Below are 15,546 nucleotides of genomic sequence, written 5' to 3'. Positions count from 1 at the left end.
GGCGACCCACGGTAGTGCCGGCCGCTGGCCGGCAACACGATAGAAAGAGAACGAAGGCAGAAGCCCATGGCAACCCCCCTCGACCGCATCAAGATCCTCGAACCGCGCCATCCCAACCGCAGCACCGGCATCATCAACGGCCAGACCAGCGGCATCCTCAACTGGAACGATATCCCGTACCCGTCGTTCTATCGGGCCTACAAGGAGCTGTCGACCAACTTCTGGATTCCCGACGAAGTGGACATGAAGCTGGATGCGCGCCAGTACGGCGAGCTGTCAGGGCGCGAAAAGAACGCCTACGATTCAATCATCGGCCTGCTGGCCACGCTGGATTCACCGCAGACGCGCTTCATCTACAACGTGGCCGAGTACATCACCGACCCGGCCGCGCATGCCAACGCAGCCATCATCGGCCAGCAGGAAGTGATCCACAACGAGAGCTACAGCTACGTGCTGGCCTCGATCACCGACCTGCCGAACCAGAACCGGATCTTCGAGATCGCCCGCACCCATCCGACCATCATCAAGCGCAATGCCCCGATCATGGGCGCGTATGACGATTTCATGCGCGAGAAGACCGCCGAGACCCTGCTCAAGTCGTTGATCCAGTCGTCGATCCTGGAGGGCATCAATTTCTATTCCGGGTTCGCGTACTTCTACAACATGGTGCGGCAGAACCGCATGAACGGTACCGGCAAGATCATCAGCTTCATCAATCGCGACGAGCTGGCGCATACCAAGTTCATCAGTGAGCTGATCCGCGCCATCATCGGCGAGAACCCCGAGCTGCAGACCAACGAGCTGACCGCCTATGTGCACCAGTCATTCGAACATGCCATCGAACTTGAGACGCAGTGGTCGTCAGAGGTGCTGGATGGCATCGATGGCATCGACGTGGACGAGATGGTGCGCTACGTAAAGTACCGCGCCAACAAGATGGCCGGCATGCTCGGCATCGAGCGCCTGTACAGCGACACCACCGACAACGTGATGCCTTGGATCAGGGCCTACGCCGACAACTTCACCGAGACCAAGACCGACTTCTTCGAGATGCGCAATGCAAGTTACAAGAAGACCAACGTCGACAACGGCTTCGACGACCTCTGAGCCCGGCACCGCGCTGAGCATCCTGATGGTGGTCGCCTCCTTGAGCGGCAACACCCGCGAGCTCGGCCGGCAGATCGCCGAGCGCTGCCGCGCCGCAGGTCATGCGGTGCACTGGCAGGAGGCCGACGACCTGCGGCAGGCGCCGCCGCTGGCTGCCGGCGAGGCCGACCTGGTGCTGCTGGGCTGCTGGACCGACAACGCCGGGCGCACGCCAGCGGAGATGAAGGCGTGGGTGGCTGGCATTGCCGAGCGCGGTCAGCAGCCACGCCAGCTGGCGGTGTTCGGCACCGGCGAAACGCAGTGGGGGCAGGAGTACTACTGTGGTGCCGTGCACCGGCTGATCCGCTATTTCCGCAGCGACTACCCGCCGCTGGAGATCGAACAGATGCCGCATGGCGAGCGTCATGCCGAAGCCATCGACGCCTGGACCGATGCGGTCCTGGCCCACTACTGGAGCAACCACGATGCAGATCATCGACGCCACCACGCCTGAGCAGTTCCAGCAGCTGCTGGCTGAGCACCCGCGGGTGCTGGTGGATTTCCACAAGGACCAGTGCCCCGGGTGCCGGATGCTGGAAGTGTCGCTGCACCGCGTGGCCAACAGCGTGGCGGGGCAGGGCACAACCTTGCTTCGCGTGCAGCTGGAAGTGCTGGGTGAGGCGTTCTTCAGGGAACTGGGGCTGCGGCAGACGCCGACGCTGTCCCTGTTCCGTGATGGTAACGAACGCACGCGCCTGGCCGGGTTCCAGTCGCCGCAGCAGATCGAGGCCGCGATCGCGCTGCATTTGTAGAGCCGATCCCATGCTCGGCTGCCGTTCGCACGGTGAGCGATGAGTCGAACATGGCTCGACTCTACAAGGTATCCACGCATGGCGTGGATCTACCGGGGCAGGGTCCGTGGTTTGGCGTCAGGCGCCGCTGAAGGTATCCACCAGCAGCTTCACGTTCAACACCACGATCACCAGCGCGATCACCCAGGCGATCGCGCCCAGCCAGCGCGGGGCCACCAGCGCCCCCATCGTCACCTTGTCGGTCACGATCCGCACCAGCGGGATGATCGCGAACGGCAGCTGCATCGACAGCACCACCTGGCTCAGCACCAGCAGCTTCACCGCGCCCTGGTCGCCGAACAGCAGGATCACCACCACCACCGGAATGATCGCCAGTGCGCGGGTGATCAGCCGTCGCAGCCACGGCGGCATTCGCAGGTGCAGGAAACCTTCCATCACGATCTGGCCGGCCAGCGTCGCGGTCACCGTCGAGTTCAGGCCGGAGGCCAGCAACGCGATCGCAAACAACGTCGCCGCCGCGCCCACGCCCAGCATCGGCGCCAGCAGCTGGTGCGCCTGCTCGATGTCTTCCACGTCGAAACGACCATTGGCATGGAACACCGCCGCCGCCAGGATCAGGATGCTGGCGTTGATGAACAATGCGAGTGTCAACGCGAGAGTGCTATCGGTAACCGCCCAGCGCAGCGCACTGCGGCGGCCTTCATTGGTACGCGGGTAGGCGCGGGTCTGCACGATGGACGAATGCAGGTAGAGATTGTGCGGCATCACCGTGGCACCGATGATGCCGATCGCGATGTACAGCGCGTGCGGATCGGTCACCACCTGCGCGCGCGGAATGAAGCCTCCCAGCACCGCCATCACTGGCGGCGCAGCCATCGCGATCTGCACCACGAAGCAGGCGAAGATCACCATCAGCAGCGCGATCACGAAGGCTTCCAGCGCACGGAAGCCGCGGTTCATCAGCAGCAGCACCAGCAGCGTATCCAGCGCAGTGATCACCGCGCCCCAGAGCAGTGGCAGGTCGAACAGCAGCTTCAGCGCGATCGCGGTGCCGATCACCTCGGCCAGGTCGCAGGCGATGATCGCCGCCTCGCACAGCGCCCACAGCGCCAGGTTCACCGGCTTCGGGTAGCGGGCGCGGCAGGCCTGCGCGAGGTCCATGCCGGTGGCGATGCCGAGCCGTGCCGACAGCGCCTGCAGGATCACCGCCATCAGGTTGGAAATGAGGATGACCGACAGCAACAGGTAGCCGAAGCGCGAACCGCCGGCGAGGTCGGTGGCCCAGTTGCCTGGGTCCATGTATCCGACCGAGATCATGTAGCCCGGACCAAGGAAGGCCAGCAGGCGGAACCACCAATGGCCCTTGTCGGGCACCGCGACCGAGGCGTTGAGCGCACCCAGGCTGGCCGGAGTGGAGGCCGAAGGGTCGCGGGGCGCCAGGGTGTTCATGGGTCCGAATATAGCTCCTGCTATAGTCATTAGCAATGTGAAACAATCGTCTTTATCGCGTTACTGGTCCAGAATTCAGGTTCAACACTGGATCACCCCGGAAGGACAGGCGCAGGCGTGGGCAAGACCGACGATTCGACATCGCTGAAAAGCACCCCCTTGATCGAGGCCGAGCGCCAGGTCGAGAGCTTCCGGCAAGTGCGCGAGGCGCACCGGATGGAACTGGTGGAGGACTATGTCGAGCTGATTTCGGACCTGCTGGCCGATGGCGGCGAGGCCCGCCAGGTCGACATTGCCACGCGCCTGGGTGTGGCCCAGCCCACTGTGGCGAAGATGCTGCGGCGCCTGGCCCGTGATGGTTGGGTGGTGCAGCGGCCGTACCGTGGCGTGTTCCTGACCCCGGAAGGTGAGGCGCTGGCCCATGCCAGCCGCCAACGCCACCAGACCGTGGAGCGTTTCCTGCTGGCGCTGGGGGTGGACGCAGATACCGCGCGGCGCGATGCGGAGGGCATCGAGCACCATGTCAGCGAACAGACACTGGCTCTGTTCGAGGCATTCGTGCGCAGGGCCGAGGGCGGCTGAGCCACGTTTCCTGTAGAGCCGAGCCATGCTCGGCTGCTGTTCGCGCGATGACAGGGAGCATCCACGCATGGCGTGGATCTACAATCCAGGCGGGCAGCGCGCCTGCTGCTGCGCGCACGCGCGTTTCGTCCATTCCTTCAACACCGGCTGCAGGCCTTCATAGCGCCGGCCCTGCCATCCGTTGGCCAGCACCTTCCCATCCGCATCGATCAGCACCAGGTTCGGTGGTGCCAATCCGGCCAATGCCTGCAGTGCCGGCATGCGCGCGGCACGTCGTGGGTCCAGTACCGGCCACGGCATGTCCTGCGCGTGCATGTAGCGGCGAAGCGCGCTCTCGCTCTCATCCTGGCTGACGTACACCACTTCGGTATCGGCGCCGGCTTGGCGCAGGGCATCACGCACGCTGCGCAGCGTGGGTACGAAGGCATGGCACGGTGCACACCAGTCGGCGCCGAAGTACAGCGCCACCACTTTCGGCGGCGACGACCACTGCATCGGCCGTAGCGATCCCTGCTCCGGCCGCATCAGCGAGGCCGAAACCTGCGCGTGCAGGTCCGCAGCCATCGCCGGTGCGGCCAGCAGCACGGCACAGGCCAGCAACAACGCTCGCAGAGCTTCAGAACGCATAGCGCAGGTTGACGTACCACGAGCGCGCGAAGCGCGGCCCGTAGACATAGTCGCTGTCCCGCAGCGCGCCCAATTCCAGGTCTTTCTGGCGCTGGTCGAATACGTTCTTGACGCCCGCAGCTACCGACACTTCCTGCTGCGGCTGTGCGCCCAGATGCCGGTGCCAGCGCGCACCAAGGTCGGTGACCAGGAACGAACGTGTGCGGTGCAGCTCGCCCAGCCGGTTGTTCAGCACCGACATCGGCCCGGTATGGCGCAGCGCGACGAAGGTTTCCCACGGTTCGGCCGGCATCCAGCTGAGCTGCGCCAGACCGGTCCAGCGGGGTGTCTTCAGGTAATCGCGGCTTTCGATCACGGTGTCGCCACCGTCGCCACTGTCGTCGAAGATGCGTTGCGGCTCGCGGAAGCGCGAGCGGTACCATGAGGCACCTGCGGTCAGGCGCCACTGCGGCGAGGGTTGCCAGCCGAGGTTGGTTTCCGCACCCAGCACGTTGGAGCCGGAGGCGTTGTAGCGCAGCTGGCTCAGCTGGCCGTCATCGCCGCGCTGGATCTCGCCCAGCGCGAAGGTGTCGCGGATGCGTGCATAGGAGGCGGTGGCATCCCAGCTCCACACCGGATTGGCCGGGTCCGAACGCCAGTCGAAGCCGAACAGGGTGGTCAACGCGCGTTCCTCTTTCAGACCGTCCGTGTTGCGCACGCGCACCTGCTCGCCACCCAGCGTATCGACATGCACGTCCTCGACGAAGATCTCCGGGGCACGGAAGCCGGTGGCGATGCCGGCGCGCCACTTCAGGTTCGGGGTCGCCTGCCAGGCCAGCGCGATACGCGGCGAGAACACTGCGCTGTCCAGTTCCGAGCTCTTGTCCACGCGCGCACCCAATACCAGGTCGACGTTGTCGCGCAGGCTCCACTCGTCCTGGATGAAGGCGCCGATGTTGTGGAAGGTGGCGTCTTCCAGCACCGCCAGGCGCTGGCCATCACCGGTACGGTTGTCGTCGCCCAGCGCCTCGTGCTTGTACTGCACACCGAAGGCCAGTGCATGCGCGCCCAGCCGCCAGTTCAACTGGCTGTCGATGTAGTGCAGCGGGTTGTGGGTGTGGCCGTACTGGCGCCATGAACGCGAGGCCGCGCTGCCGGCCAGGTTGCGGTCAAGCTGCAACGGGTCATGGCCGGGCGCCGAGGGATCGGTGACCACGTCGCCCAGGCCGCCGTAGAAGCTGTCGCGGTCGATGTCGGCGAAGGCGTAGGCCAGGCGGAAATCGACGTCGGCGGTGATCTCCTGGTCCCACGACACACTGCCGCGGCGGTATTTCGTATCCAGCGATTCGGCGATGTTGGCCAGGTACTCTGGCTGGTCCAGGCGATTGCCGCCGCGGCGGGTTTCATCGGTCACCTGCAGGTCCAGGCGCAGCCGCGTGCCCGGCGTGGGCGCGTACCAGGCCTGCAGCCCGCCGACCTTGAGGTTCTTGCGGGTGATCTCGGTGTAGCCGTCACCGTTGTAGTCGATGCCGTTGTTCCAGTTGCGCTGGGCAATCACCGACAGACCGGCGTCTGCGTCCTTGGCGACCAGGTCCAGGCGAACGTCGGCGTTCTTCTGAGGTGTACCCTCCAGCACATCCACGCCGGCCTGCACATGGCCGCCGCTGCGCGCCGGCAGCGGCGGAATCAGGTTGATCACACCGGCAACCGCGCCCGGTCCGTACAGCGCCGATCCACCGCCCTTGACCACTTCGATGCGGTCGACGAACCCGGCCGGGATCTGTTCCAGGCCGTACACGCTGCCCAGCGTGGACAGCAGCGGGATGCCATCGAACAGCAGCTGGTTGTAGGCGCCGGGCAGGCCCAGCAGCTGTACTTCGCTGGTGTTGCAGTTCTGGCAGTTGCTCTCCACGCGCAGGCCGTTGATCAGCTCGGCGGCGCGCGAGAAGTCGGTGGCCGCGCGCAGCGCGATGTCTTCCTTGCGCAGCACTTCCGTGCGGATCGGCACGTCCGACAGCAGGCGTTCACTGCGCGTGGCGGTGCTGACCTTGACCTGCACACGGTCCAGTTCGGTCGGTTTCGGAGTGTCAGCCAGTGCAGGCAGCGGCAGGGCCAGGGCAATGGCGGCGGCCAGGGGCAGCCGATGGAAGAGGGGCGTGGCAACGGGCATGAGGGCGTCGTCCTTGGGGGAAGAAAGGCGGCGAGGGCGACCTGGCTGATGCATATGGAAGCAGCGGCTTATCAATATAGCAAGTGCTATATAACGAAGCCGCAGCAATTCCGAGTGGAGCGCCGGCCGGGTCAGATCACGGGAGTGTTATAACATTACATAAAACAACCACAAACCTGCCGGTGGTCATGTCCGGAGGATGGAGTTGCCGTGTGGGCAGTGAGGTTGGGGTCAGAGCCCTTTCCTTTGGAAAGGGATCCGACCCCAGGGCGCGATCGTCAGCCGCGGCGGAATGCGGCGGGCGTGCGGGCGCCGACGATGATCATGCGGATCATCGTGGAGATCTGTTCGACCAGCTCCGGATCCTTCTCCGGAGGCAGGTCCATGGCGGTGGCGCCCATCGCGAACACCAGCCGGGTGATGGCCTTGGCTACCAGTTCCGGAGCGTGCAGCACCGCGCCATCCAGTGCGGCCAGGCGCACCAGGTCGTGCTGCAGCTCTTCCTCGAAATAATGCAGCTCGCGCTCGACTGCGTGCTTGAAGTCGTCCGAGCCGACCGCGCCTTCGCGCAACAGCACGTGCAGCAGCTTGTCGTCGGCGCGCAGCTGTTCCATGAAGGTCTCCACCGAAACCCGCACCACGCTGGTGGCGGTGGAGGTGGCGCGCTGGCGGGCCTCGCCGATGATGGTGCGCAGCGAGCGGCCGGCTGCGTCGATCAGCGCTACGGCCAGTTCGTCCATGTCGCGGAACTGCCGGTAGAAGCTGTTCGGCGCGATGCCGGCCTCGCGTGCCACTTCGCGCAGGCTGAGCGTGGACAGGCTGCGGTGCGGCCCGATCAGCTTCAGGGCGGCGGCCAGCAGATCTTCGCGGCTCACCGTACGGCGGGCCGGGCTGTTGGCATCTTCGGGCGTCGACAAGACGGTGGCGGCGGCCATGACGGTTCCGGTGGGGCGAGGCTGAATCATACCCAATCCGGTTCAATATACACATGTATACACAGGTGTATGTGCGCCCGTATAGTGCGCCCATGAGCGCTGTCGTCCGTCCATCCCTGTTCTCTCCGTACCGCTGGGTCTCGCCGTCGCTGTTCGATTTCTGGGCGGGCCAGCTCAATCCCCTGTGGACCCTGCGCGAGCCGGTGGCCCGCCTGGTCCGGCGCGAGCCGGCCGGCGAGGGCGCGGCGACCCTGGTCCTGCGCACCAACCGGCACTGGGCCGGCATGCGCGCGGGCCAGCACGTCACCCTCGGCGTGGAGATTGAAGGACGCCTGTGGCAGCGCAGCTACAGCCCCACCGCGCTGGGACCACGCGAACTGGCGATCACCGTCAAGGCGGTCGACGGCGGCCGGGTCAGCCAGCATCTGGTCAACCATGCGCAGCCGGGTGAGCTGTTCCGCCTGGAGGCTGCGTTCGGAGAATTCCAGTTGCCGGCCGCGGCTCCGGTATTGCTGCTGGCGGCCGGTAGTGGCATCACGCCGATGCGCAGCCTGCTGCGCGACGCCTGCCAGCGCCCGCTGGCCGCGCCGGTGGACCTGTTCTACTGGGAGCGCAGTGCCGCCCAGCTGCAGTTCCGTGATGAGCTGCAGGCGCTGGCCGCGCGCCAGCCGAACCTGCGTGTGCACCTGCTGACCACCCGCGAGGGTGATGTGCCTGCCGCACGCATCGATACTCACGATCTGCAGGTCGCCGGCGATGACACCCCGTTGGCGCAGCGCCACGTGCTGGCCTGTGGCCCGGATGGATTCGTTGCCGCTGCGCGCGAACGCCTGGCGCACCAGGTTGCGGGTTTCCAGGCGGAAGCGTTCACTTCGCCAGCGCCGTTGCGTGACGCCAGCAGCGAAGGCGAAGTGTCGCTGACCCTTGCCCGCAGTGGCCGCCAGCTGAGCGTGCCGCGCGGCCGCTCGTTGCTGGAAAGCCTCGAAGCCCATGGCATCAAGCCCAAGCATGGCTGCCGCATGGGCATCTGCAATACCTGCAGCTGTGACCGTGTCAGTGGCGCCACCCGCCACCTGCGCACCGGCGACCTGCAGTCCGAATCGGCACAGCCGGTGCGGATCTGCGTGAGCGCACCGACCACCGACCTGACCCTGGATCTCTGAGGACGCCTGCCATGACCCGCGCCACCGACCGTGCCCTGAGTACTGCCGAGATGCATGCCTTCGGCGAGGAACTCGACGCGATCCGCGACCGTGTGATCGGCAGCCTCGGCGCCTCCGATACCCGCTACATCCGCCGCGTGGCCGCCGCCGTGCGCTGGTTCGGCGTGGGTGGCCGTGGCCTGCTGTTCCTGGCAGCGTTTTCGCCGCTGTTCTGGATGCCGCTGCTGTGGCCGGCCGCGATCACCGGCACGCTGCTGCTGGCGCTGTCGAAGATCCTGGAGAACATGGAGCTGGGCCACAACGTGATGCACGGCCAGTTCGACTGGACCGGTGATCCCAAGCTCAATGGCAACACCTACGAGTGGGACATCGTTGCCACCGCCGACAACTGGCGCAAGACCCACAATTTCCGCCACCACACCTACACCAATGTGCGTGGCATGGACGATGACATCGGCTATGGCCTGCTGCGCATCTTCCCCGAACAGCGCTGGAAGCCGTTCTACCTGCTGCAGCCGATCATCGCGCCGATCTTCGCACTGCTGTTCCAGTGGGGTGTGGCCGCGCAGGACCTTCGCCTTGGCCGCTGGCTGAAGGGCCGCATGAGTGCCCGTGCGATGTGGCTGCAGACCCGCCCGGTGGCGCGCAAGATGCTGCGCCAGGTGCTGAAGGACTACGTGTTCTTCCCGCTGCTGGCGGGTCCGTTCTTCCTCACCGTGATGCTGGGCAACCTGGTCGCCAACGGCCTGCGCAACATCTGGACCTACGTGATCATCTTCTGCGGGCACTTCACCGCCGAATCGGAAACCTTCCCCAAGGAGTGCCTGCGCAATGAGTCGCGCGGCCACTGGTACCTGCGCCAGCTGCGCGGTTCGTCCAACATCAGCGGTGGGTTCCTGATCAACGTGCTGTCGGGTAACCTCAGCCACCAGATCGAGCACCACTTCTACCCGGATCTGCCGGCCAACCGCTACGCGGCCATCGCCAAGGAAGTGAAGGACATCTGCCGCCGCTACGGCCAGCACTACAACAACGGCTCGCTGCCGCGCCAGTTCGGCCAGGTGGTCTGGCGCATCCTGCGCCACGCGTTCCCGAGCAAGCCGCGCCGCCTGCCGATGCCGGACATCATGTCCGCACCGGCATCGGCCAACGCGGGCTGATCGACTCAGCCCGCCTTCGCCAGGGCCGCCTGTTCGCGGTCCAGGCGGCGCAGGAACACCTGCATTTCCTTGCGTGCCTGCTGGTCGCCCTTGCTGCCGGCCACGCTCAAGCCGCGCTGCCACGCCTCACGGGCCGCCTGTGGCTGGCCACTGGCCAGCCAGGCTTTGCCCAGCAGCTTCCAGGCCGCCGAGTACTGCGGATCAAGCACCACGCAACGGCCCAGGTGGGTTGCCGCGCGTACCGGGTTGCCGGCATCCAGCCAGCCCTTGCCCAGGCCGAAGCGCAGCAGCGCGCCGTCCTTGCCGGCGGCAAGCATGCATTCCAGAGCTTCGATGTTCATCCGCGTACCTCCGCCAGCAGCTCGGCCGGGCCGGGCTGGAAGCGGCCGCGATGGAACAGCAGTGGCGCGCCGCCGTTCTCGTGCACTTCGATGATGCGGCCGGCCAGCAGCAGGTGATCGCCCACCGGCCACTGCGCGTGGCGGGTACAGGTGAGATGGGCGACCGCACCGGTGATGCGGGGTGGGGCGTCCTCGTCGTCATCCAGCAATGCCAGGCCGTCGAAGCGGTTGCGGACCTGCGGATCGGCGAAGCGCCGGGCCAGCGCTTCCTGGTCGGCCGCCAGCACGCTGAGCGCAAAGCGCGTGGCGCGCTGGAAGGTGGACAGGCTCTGTGCGTGCAACGCCAGGTTCCACAGCACCAACGGTGGCTGCAGTGAGACCGGCACGAACGAGTTGATGGTCAGGCCGACCGGCTTGCCCTGTGCATCGCGCGCGCAGACGATGGCCACGCCGGTCGGGAAATGGCCGAGCAGCCGCCGCAGGGCACGCGGCGGCATCTCGACCGATGGCACCGGGGCCGGGGCGGGGAACACCCCGGCCCACGGCCCGGCGTAGGGCAGTGTCTCGCCGCTCATGAGGCCCGGGCCTGGTGGTAGCGCCGGCCGACCTCGGCCCAGTTGATGATGTTGAAGAAGGCGCCGATGTAGTCCGGGCGGCGGTTCTGGTAGTGCAGGTAGTAGGCGTGTTCCCAGACATCCAGTGCGAGGATCGGGGTGTGGCCGGACAGGCCCACGGCCGCACCCATCAGCGGGCTGTCCTGGTTGGCGCTGCTTTCCACCTGCAGGCGACCATCGCGATCGCTGGTCAGCCAGGCCCAGCCGCTGCCGAAGCGGGTCTGCGCCGCCTTGGTGAAGGCCTCCTTGAAAGCATCGAAACCGCCGAGGTCACGGTCGATGGCGGCGGCCAGTTCGTCATCGGGCGCACCACCGTTGGTGCTGAGCACGGTCCAGAACAGGCTGTGGTTGGCGTGGCCACCGCCGTTGTTGCGGATGGCGCCGCGCTGCGCTTCGGGCACGGCATCGAGGTTGGCGATCAGCGCCTCGACCGGCTGCTCGGCGATGCCGGCCTGCTCGATGGCGGCGTTGAGGTTGTTGACGTAGGCCTGGTGGTGCTTGCTGTGGTGGATCTCCATCGTGCGCGCATCGAAATGCGGCTCGAGGGCGTCATAGGCATAGGGAAGCGGGGGAAGCGAGTACGACATCGAAGCAATCTCCGTGGGGAAGGCCAGAGAGGCTGGCCGTGGGGAGATCGTTATCGCACCTCAACATTGGTTGAGGTCAAGGGGCGGGATTGAGGTGCGTGCGCGTTCATCGCTTTGATTCTTCCTGCAGGACAGCACGAGCGGAATGGTAGTGCCGGCCGCTGGCCGGCATGCTGGCAAGGTCGGGTTGCCGGCCAGCGGCCGGCACTACCAGAACCCGCTTTTCTAACCTCACCGGCGCGCTGAAGTGCTGCCCGCGCTCGCAGGAAACCGTCCGGTGGCGGGGGGAGGGGCTGGCCGGGACCGTTGGCGCCATGGATGGCGCCATCGAGCCCCCAAGGATGGGTTTACGGCGTGTCCCGGCCAGCCCCTCCCCCGGCCACAACCGGCATCAACAAAGGCGCCGGCAGGCGAACCAGCCGCCCGCGTTTTCATCAACTCAACTCAACCAGTCCTTGCACGCGCCATCCACCTGTTCACCGCACGCCTGCTGCATCCTCTGCTGCAATCGCGCCAGCGTCTCGGCACCCTGGTGCTTCCCGCTCCACGCCTTCAGCTGCCCGGCCAGGCGCTCGAAACGCTGGCGGGTGCGCTGGTGGTAACCCGACGGCTGCGCCTCCAGTTCGGCGATCAGCGAGGCGGTGGCCTGCTCGATGCGCGGCGCGTCGTTCGGCGCCAGCTTCAGCAACCCTTCCACGTACAGCACGCCCCATTGCACGCGGGTGGCCGGGCCCTGCGCACCGTCGTAGGCACGCTTCAACCACTCCAGCGCACCGGCAGTGTCGCCGCGCTGCTCGGCCAGTTCGGCCAGCTCGGGCATGTAGTAGTAGGGCTGCTCGCTGCGCTTCAGCTCCGCCAGCAACAACGCCTCGGCACCGGCGTCGTCACCGACCTGGCGCAGTGCGTAGACCGCGCTGCTGATCGTGGCCTGGCGTGCATGCGCATCAGTGGCGGTGGCATCGGCCGCGGCCACGCGCTGCTTGACCCGATCAACCAGCGGCGCGGGCAGTGCGCCCTTCGGCTGCTGCTGGCGGGCCAGCGATACTTCCGTCAGTGCGCGCGACAATGCGTCGTCGGCGCGGTCGCCGCGCTCGGCATCTGCGCGCTCCAGCGCGACCAGCAGCTGCTGCCCCAGCGTGTTGCGGGTGGCCGGGCCGGCGCTGGCCTGCTGGACCAACTGTGCGCCTGCATAGCCCAGCAACTCACGGTTGCGGCGGACTTCGGCCGGCTGCGCCAGCACGGCCTGCAGCAGCTCGCGTACTTCGGTAGGCGAGCTGGCGGGCGTGTCGGCGGTGGCCAAGGCCAGCAGGGCGAAGCGGCGTTGCAGCGCTGCGTCGGGTGCGGCCTTGGACAGCTGGCGCAGTACATCCTGGCCCCTGCGCCCGCCAGCCAGACGGTTGGCGTCGACTTCCCAGCCGTAGTCGCCCAGTACCTGCCAGTCTTCTGCAGCCAACTTCTCCGGCGTGGCCAGGGCGGTGGCCAGAGTGGCAGCGATTGCACTGCGGCGCCCGGCGGCGACGGTCAATGCCCGGGTCAGTTCGGCGGCGTCGTTGCCACCGGCCACGCGTGTAAGTTCATTGCGCTGTGGGTCCAGCACGATCAGGGTCGGGTAGCCGCGCACCCCGAAGCGTTCGCCCCAGGCCTGCGCACCTTCCTCGTCGCCATCCAGGTAGACCGGCACGAACTTGCCGGTCAAGGCGATGAAGGCCGGGTCCTTGAACAGGCCGGCCTTGAGCTGGTTGCACGGCGGGCACCAGACCGCGCCCCAGTACAGCAGAACCGGCTTGCCGCTGTCTGCGGCTTCGGCGAAGGCATCATCGACGTCACCCTGGCGCCACGCGATTCCCTTGGCCGGCGCAGGTGCCTCGGCGGAGTTGGCGGTGGAAACCGGGGCCGGGGCGCAGGCACTCAGCGCCGAAGCCAGCAGCAACACGGAAAGCGCGACGCGCATCGGCAGGATCTCGAAGGGCAGGGTGACAAGGCATTGTAGGAACGCGCAGGGAACCCGCTGATTCAGTTTGCTCATGACGGACATGCGCCGGGGCATGACGCCCCGGGCATTGGCCGGGGCCCGTGCCTTCAGGCGGCTGCCCGCACCATCTGCTGGTAGACCAGCCCGTTGAACTCGCCGGCCTCACCGTCAATCACGAAGCCATAGCGCAGATAGGTCGGCACAGCGTTGAGCGATGCGCGTACGGTCAGGGCCGGCTCGCGTACCTGAGGCAGCACCGCCTCGAACAGTGCATGGCCGATGCCCTGTCCCTGGCAGCCGGGATCGACGAACAGCATCGCCAGGTGGCGGCCTTCCTTCAGCTCGACCACGCCGACGATACGGCCGTCCTGCTCGGCCACCAGGATATGGTTGTCGCCGTGCAGGCGTTCACCGAACGCATCGGCGGCGGCGACATTGCCGAACGTGGCGATGCCGGCTGCGCTGAGCGAGGGCGCCACCGCCGCAGTGAACGCGGCCAGGCACACCGCGCTGATCGCGGGCAGGTCATCGACGCGGGCAGGGCGGATCGTCGGCATGCAGTGTTCTTCCCGTGGCGGGCTGCGCGTCATCGCTGCCCCGTGCCTGCACGCTAAGCTGCAGGCATGAGTGATTTCAATCGCGCGTACGCTGCGTTGTTTCCAGGGCAGGGCTTGAGCCTGGGCCTGATGACGCCGGTGGCGTCGCAGGGGCTGGCCGATCCGCATCAGGCGCGGCGCATCGCGCGGTTGGCCGACGATCTTGGTTTCGCCGCGTTGTGGGCGCGCGATGTGCCGCTGATGGTGCCGCAGGGTCCGGACGCGACAGCAAGTGCGCTGGACGATCCTTTCCTGTGGCTGGGCATGCTGGCGGCCGCGACGGGGCACATCGTGGTCGGCAGCGCGGCCATCGTGCTGCCATTGCGCCAGCCGCTGCAGGTAGCGAAGTCGGCGTTGAGCCTGGACCGGATCAGCGGCGGACGCTTCGTACTGGGCCTGGGTTCGGGTGACCGCCCGGAAGAGTTCGCCGCATTCGGCGAGGATCTGGAGAGCAGGGCGGCGACCTTCCGTGAGCGTTGGACGTTGTTGCGGGCGGCGCTGTCACCGGCCGCCGATGAGCGCACCGCCGTATTGCAGGCCACTGGTGGCTTCGACGTGCTGCCAGCGCCGGCAACCCGCATTCCGATGCTGGTGGTGGGTACCGCGCGGCAGAGCCTGCAGTGGATAGCGCGTGAGGCCGAAGGCTGGGCCACCTATCACCGCGAAGAGGCCGCGCAGGAAGGGCGCATCGGCCTGTGGCAGCAGGCGCTGGCGCAGCGCGGCGGGCCAGGCAAGCCGTTCGTGCAGTCGATGCTGCTGGACCTGCAGGCAGATCCGCAGGCGCCGCCCGAGCCGCTGCCGCTGGGCCTGAAGGTCGGCCGCGATGGCCTGCGTGAGTATCTGCTGCGCGTGCATGCGCAGGGCGTGGCGCATGTGATGTTCAACCTGATCGATAACGGGCGGACGATGGATGACGTGCTGCGCGAGATCGGGGAGCAGGTTCTGCCGGATATGCCCGGGTAGGTGTCCACCTTGGTGGACACGCTATCGCCGCTGCGCCCGCTGAACTGCTGAGTGTTTCCTGCAGTTGCCGAGGCACAAGCAGTCGAGCACGGCTCGACTCTACATGCAGCGCGCATCTGCGTATCATTCGCATTTGATACCCCGATGCCGGAGCCCCACGTGTCCCAACGTTCCCCCATGCACCCGACCGGACGCCTGTTCGCTGCGGTCGCTTTCATCGAGGCCGTGACCTGGGCCGGCCTGCTCATCGGCATGTGGATGAAGTACGGCCCGATGGCCAACGTGGCCCTGGTGAAGGTGTTCGGGCCGCTGCACGGCGTGGCTTTCCTCGTGTATGTGGCGGTGACGCTGCTCGCGGCGGTGCGCCTGCGCTGGCCGTGGTGGGCCAGTGCCCTGGCCCTGCTGGCAGCGATCCCGCCGCTGGTGACGCTGCCCCTGGAGTGGTGGTTCAAGCGCCGTGGCCTGCTCGGCCTGCGTGCAATGCGCTGAACCCAGTGTTGCGCGCCCATT

The 15,546-nt window shown here is 66.8% G+C and carries 17 protein-coding genes; 8 read left to right on the top strand and 9 right to left on the bottom strand.

Annotated features, from left to right (window positions below; genetic code table 11):
• The first annotated feature begins 66 nt into the window (after positions 1–66).
• From AC5P7S_RS09395 to AC5P7S_RS09385, 3 genes are read left to right on the top strand one after another with little or no spacing between them, the layout of a single operon-like run.
• Positions 67–1,107, top strand: coding sequence for a ribonucleotide-diphosphate reductase subunit beta (locus AC5P7S_RS09395; protein ID WP_005416944.1), 1,041 nt, complete (start codon positions 67–69; stop codon positions 1,105–1,107).
• Positions 1,108–1,132: 25 nt separating this feature from the next.
• Positions 1,133–1,600, top strand: a complete 468-nt coding sequence (locus AC5P7S_RS09390; protein WP_080375118.1) for a flavodoxin — start codon at positions 1,133–1,135, stop codon at positions 1,598–1,600.
• Positions 1,572–1,898 carry a thioredoxin family protein gene (locus tag AC5P7S_RS09385; RefSeq protein WP_005416939.1) on the top strand — a complete coding sequence of 109 codons (327 nt, stop codon included), beginning with the start codon at positions 1,572–1,574 and terminating at the stop codon, positions 1,896–1,898. Before AC5P7S_RS09390 ends, AC5P7S_RS09385 begins: the two co-directional genes overlap by 29 nt.
• Positions 1,899–2,015: 117 nt before the next feature.
• On the opposite strand, the gene AC5P7S_RS09380 is transcribed toward AC5P7S_RS09385, so the two are convergent.
• A complete protein-coding gene (locus tag AC5P7S_RS09380) occupies positions 2,016–3,347 on the bottom strand; it encodes an Nramp family divalent metal transporter (protein ID WP_095377108.1) in 1,332 nt (443 codons plus the stop codon).
• 117 nt (positions 3,348–3,464) lie between these two features.
• Here AC5P7S_RS09380 and mntR point away from each other — a divergent pair, with 117 nt between their 5' ends.
• Positions 3,465–3,929 (top strand): manganese-binding transcriptional regulator MntR, encoded by a 465-nt coding sequence (gene mntR / locus AC5P7S_RS09375; protein ID WP_005416934.1) that lies wholly within the window; start codon positions 3,465–3,467, stop codon positions 3,927–3,929.
• A 78-nt stretch (positions 3,930–4,007) separates the two neighbouring features.
• Here mntR and AC5P7S_RS09370 read toward each other — a convergent pair whose 3' ends face one another.
• The 3 genes from AC5P7S_RS09370 to fabR form a co-directional block, all read right to left on the bottom strand.
• Positions 4,008–4,556, bottom strand: coding sequence for a thioredoxin-like domain-containing protein (locus AC5P7S_RS09370; protein WP_095377107.1), 549 nt, complete (start codon positions 4,554–4,556; stop codon positions 4,008–4,010).
• Positions 4,546–6,705 carry a TonB-dependent receptor plug domain-containing protein gene (locus AC5P7S_RS09365; RefSeq protein ID WP_095377106.1) on the bottom strand — a complete coding sequence of 720 codons (2,160 nt, stop codon included), beginning with the start codon at positions 6,703–6,705 and terminating at the stop codon, positions 4,546–4,548. Before AC5P7S_RS09365 ends, AC5P7S_RS09370 begins: the two co-directional genes overlap by 11 nt.
• 278 nt (positions 6,706–6,983) lie before the next feature.
• The gene (gene fabR, locus AC5P7S_RS09360; RefSeq protein WP_005416927.1) at positions 6,984–7,640 is read right to left on the bottom strand and encodes an HTH-type transcriptional repressor FabR; all 657 of its coding nucleotides are present in this window, start codon (positions 7,638–7,640) and stop codon (positions 6,984–6,986) included.
• A gap of 92 nt (positions 7,641–7,732) precedes the next feature.
• Between fabR and AC5P7S_RS09355 the strand changes: the two genes are divergently transcribed.
• Together AC5P7S_RS09355 and AC5P7S_RS09350 are read left to right on the top strand one after the other, a co-directional pair.
• The gene (locus AC5P7S_RS09355) at positions 7,733–8,803 is read left to right on the top strand and encodes a ferredoxin reductase (protein WP_170944890.1); all 1,071 of its coding nucleotides are present in this window, start codon (positions 7,733–7,735) and stop codon (positions 8,801–8,803) included.
• An 11-nt stretch (positions 8,804–8,814) separates the two neighbouring features.
• The gene (locus AC5P7S_RS09350; RefSeq protein ID WP_005416924.1) at positions 8,815–9,963 is read left to right on the top strand and encodes a fatty acid desaturase family protein; all 1,149 of its coding nucleotides are present in this window, start codon (positions 8,815–8,817) and stop codon (positions 9,961–9,963) included.
• Positions 9,964–9,968: 5 nt separating this feature from the next.
• Here the strand turns inward: AC5P7S_RS09350 and AC5P7S_RS09345 are convergent, their stop codons facing one another.
• The 5 genes from AC5P7S_RS09345 to AC5P7S_RS09325 form a co-directional block, all read right to left on the bottom strand.
• Complete coding sequence (locus tag AC5P7S_RS09345; protein WP_053498539.1) at positions 9,969–10,304, bottom strand: tetratricopeptide repeat protein; 336 nt, start codon at positions 10,302–10,304, stop codon at positions 9,969–9,971.
• Positions 10,301–10,879, bottom strand: coding sequence for a flavin reductase family protein (locus tag AC5P7S_RS09340; RefSeq protein WP_053498541.1), 579 nt, complete (start codon positions 10,877–10,879; stop codon positions 10,301–10,303). The genes AC5P7S_RS09345 and AC5P7S_RS09340 overlap by 4 nt, the downstream gene beginning before the upstream one ends.
• Positions 10,876–11,505 (bottom strand): superoxide dismutase, encoded by a 630-nt coding sequence (locus tag AC5P7S_RS09335; protein ID WP_095377104.1) that lies wholly within the window; start codon positions 11,503–11,505, stop codon positions 10,876–10,878. Before AC5P7S_RS09335 ends, AC5P7S_RS09340 begins: the two co-directional genes overlap by 4 nt.
• 439 nt (positions 11,506–11,944) lie before the next feature.
• Positions 11,945–13,456 carry a thioredoxin family protein gene (locus tag AC5P7S_RS09330; protein ID WP_095377103.1) on the bottom strand — a complete coding sequence of 504 codons (1,512 nt, stop codon included), beginning with the start codon at positions 13,454–13,456 and terminating at the stop codon, positions 11,945–11,947.
• Positions 13,457–13,584: 128 nt separating this feature from the next.
• Positions 13,585–14,034, bottom strand: a complete 450-nt coding sequence (locus AC5P7S_RS09325; protein WP_095377213.1) for a GNAT family N-acetyltransferase — start codon at positions 14,032–14,034, stop codon at positions 13,585–13,587.
• Positions 14,035–14,100: 66 nt separating this feature from the next.
• Between AC5P7S_RS09325 and AC5P7S_RS09320 the strand changes: the two genes are divergently transcribed.
• Together AC5P7S_RS09320 and AC5P7S_RS09315 are read left to right on the top strand one after the other, a co-directional pair.
• Complete coding sequence (locus AC5P7S_RS09320) at positions 14,101–15,036, top strand: TIGR03571 family LLM class oxidoreductase (RefSeq protein WP_032954251.1); 936 nt, start codon at positions 14,101–14,103, stop codon at positions 15,034–15,036.
• Positions 15,037–15,213: 177 nt separating this feature from the next.
• Positions 15,214–15,525 (top strand): DUF3817 domain-containing protein, encoded by a 312-nt coding sequence (locus tag AC5P7S_RS09315; RefSeq protein WP_005416915.1) that lies wholly within the window; start codon positions 15,214–15,216, stop codon positions 15,523–15,525.
• The last annotated feature ends 21 nt before the right edge of the window (positions 15,526–15,546 follow it).

This window comes from Stenotrophomonas sp. YJH_SMC_32 (assembly GCF_059369975.1).
Note: the sequence above shows the minus strand (reverse complement) of the source record. Positions and strands in the feature narration are given on the sequence as shown.

Bases quoted from the DNA above. Each gene is read 5' to 3' on its own strand.
- AC5P7S_RS09395 (WP_005416944.1), top strand. From the start codon at position 67: ATGGCAACCCCCCTCGACCGCATCAAGATCCTCGAACCGCGCCATCCC.
- AC5P7S_RS09390 (WP_080375118.1), top strand. From the start codon at position 1,133: ATGGTGGTCGCCTCCTTGAGCGGCAACACCCGCGAGCTCGGCCGGCAG.
- AC5P7S_RS09385 (WP_005416939.1), top strand. From the start codon at position 1,572: ATGCAGATCATCGACGCCACCACGCCTGAGCAGTTCCAGCAGCTGCTG.
- AC5P7S_RS09380 (WP_095377108.1), bottom strand. From the start codon at position 3,347: ATGAACACCCTGGCGCCCCGCGACCCTTCGGCCTCCACTCCGGCCAGC.
- AC5P7S_RS09370 (WP_095377107.1), bottom strand. From the start codon at position 4,556: ATGCGTTCTGAAGCTCTGCGAGCGTTGTTGCTGGCCTGTGCCGTGCTG.
- AC5P7S_RS09365 (WP_095377106.1), bottom strand. From the start codon at position 6,705: ATGCCCGTTGCCACGCCCCTCTTCCATCGGCTGCCCCTGGCCGCCGCC.
- fabR (WP_005416927.1), bottom strand. From the start codon at position 7,640: ATGGCCGCCGCCACCGTCTTGTCGACGCCCGAAGATGCCAACAGCCCG.
- AC5P7S_RS09355 (WP_170944890.1), top strand. From the start codon at position 7,733: ATGAGCGCTGTCGTCCGTCCATCCCTGTTCTCTCCGTACCGCTGGGTC.
- AC5P7S_RS09350 (WP_005416924.1), top strand. From the start codon at position 8,815: ATGACCCGCGCCACCGACCGTGCCCTGAGTACTGCCGAGATGCATGCC.
- AC5P7S_RS09345 (WP_053498539.1), bottom strand. From the start codon at position 10,304: ATGAACATCGAAGCTCTGGAATGCATGCTTGCCGCCGGCAAGGACGGC.
- AC5P7S_RS09340 (WP_053498541.1), bottom strand. From the start codon at position 10,879: ATGAGCGGCGAGACACTGCCCTACGCCGGGCCGTGGGCCGGGGTGTTC.
- AC5P7S_RS09335 (WP_095377104.1), bottom strand. From the start codon at position 11,505: ATGTCGTACTCGCTTCCCCCGCTTCCCTATGCCTATGACGCCCTCGAG.
- AC5P7S_RS09330 (WP_095377103.1), bottom strand. From the start codon at position 13,456: ATGCGCGTCGCGCTTTCCGTGTTGCTGCTGGCTTCGGCGCTGAGTGCC.
- AC5P7S_RS09325 (WP_095377213.1), bottom strand. From the start codon at position 14,034: ATGCCGACGATCCGCCCTGCCCGCGTCGATGACCTGCCCGCGATCAGC.
- AC5P7S_RS09320 (WP_032954251.1), top strand. From the start codon at position 14,101: ATGAGTGATTTCAATCGCGCGTACGCTGCGTTGTTTCCAGGGCAGGGC.
- AC5P7S_RS09315 (WP_005416915.1), top strand. From the start codon at position 15,214: ATGCACCCGACCGGACGCCTGTTCGCTGCGGTCGCTTTCATCGAGGCC.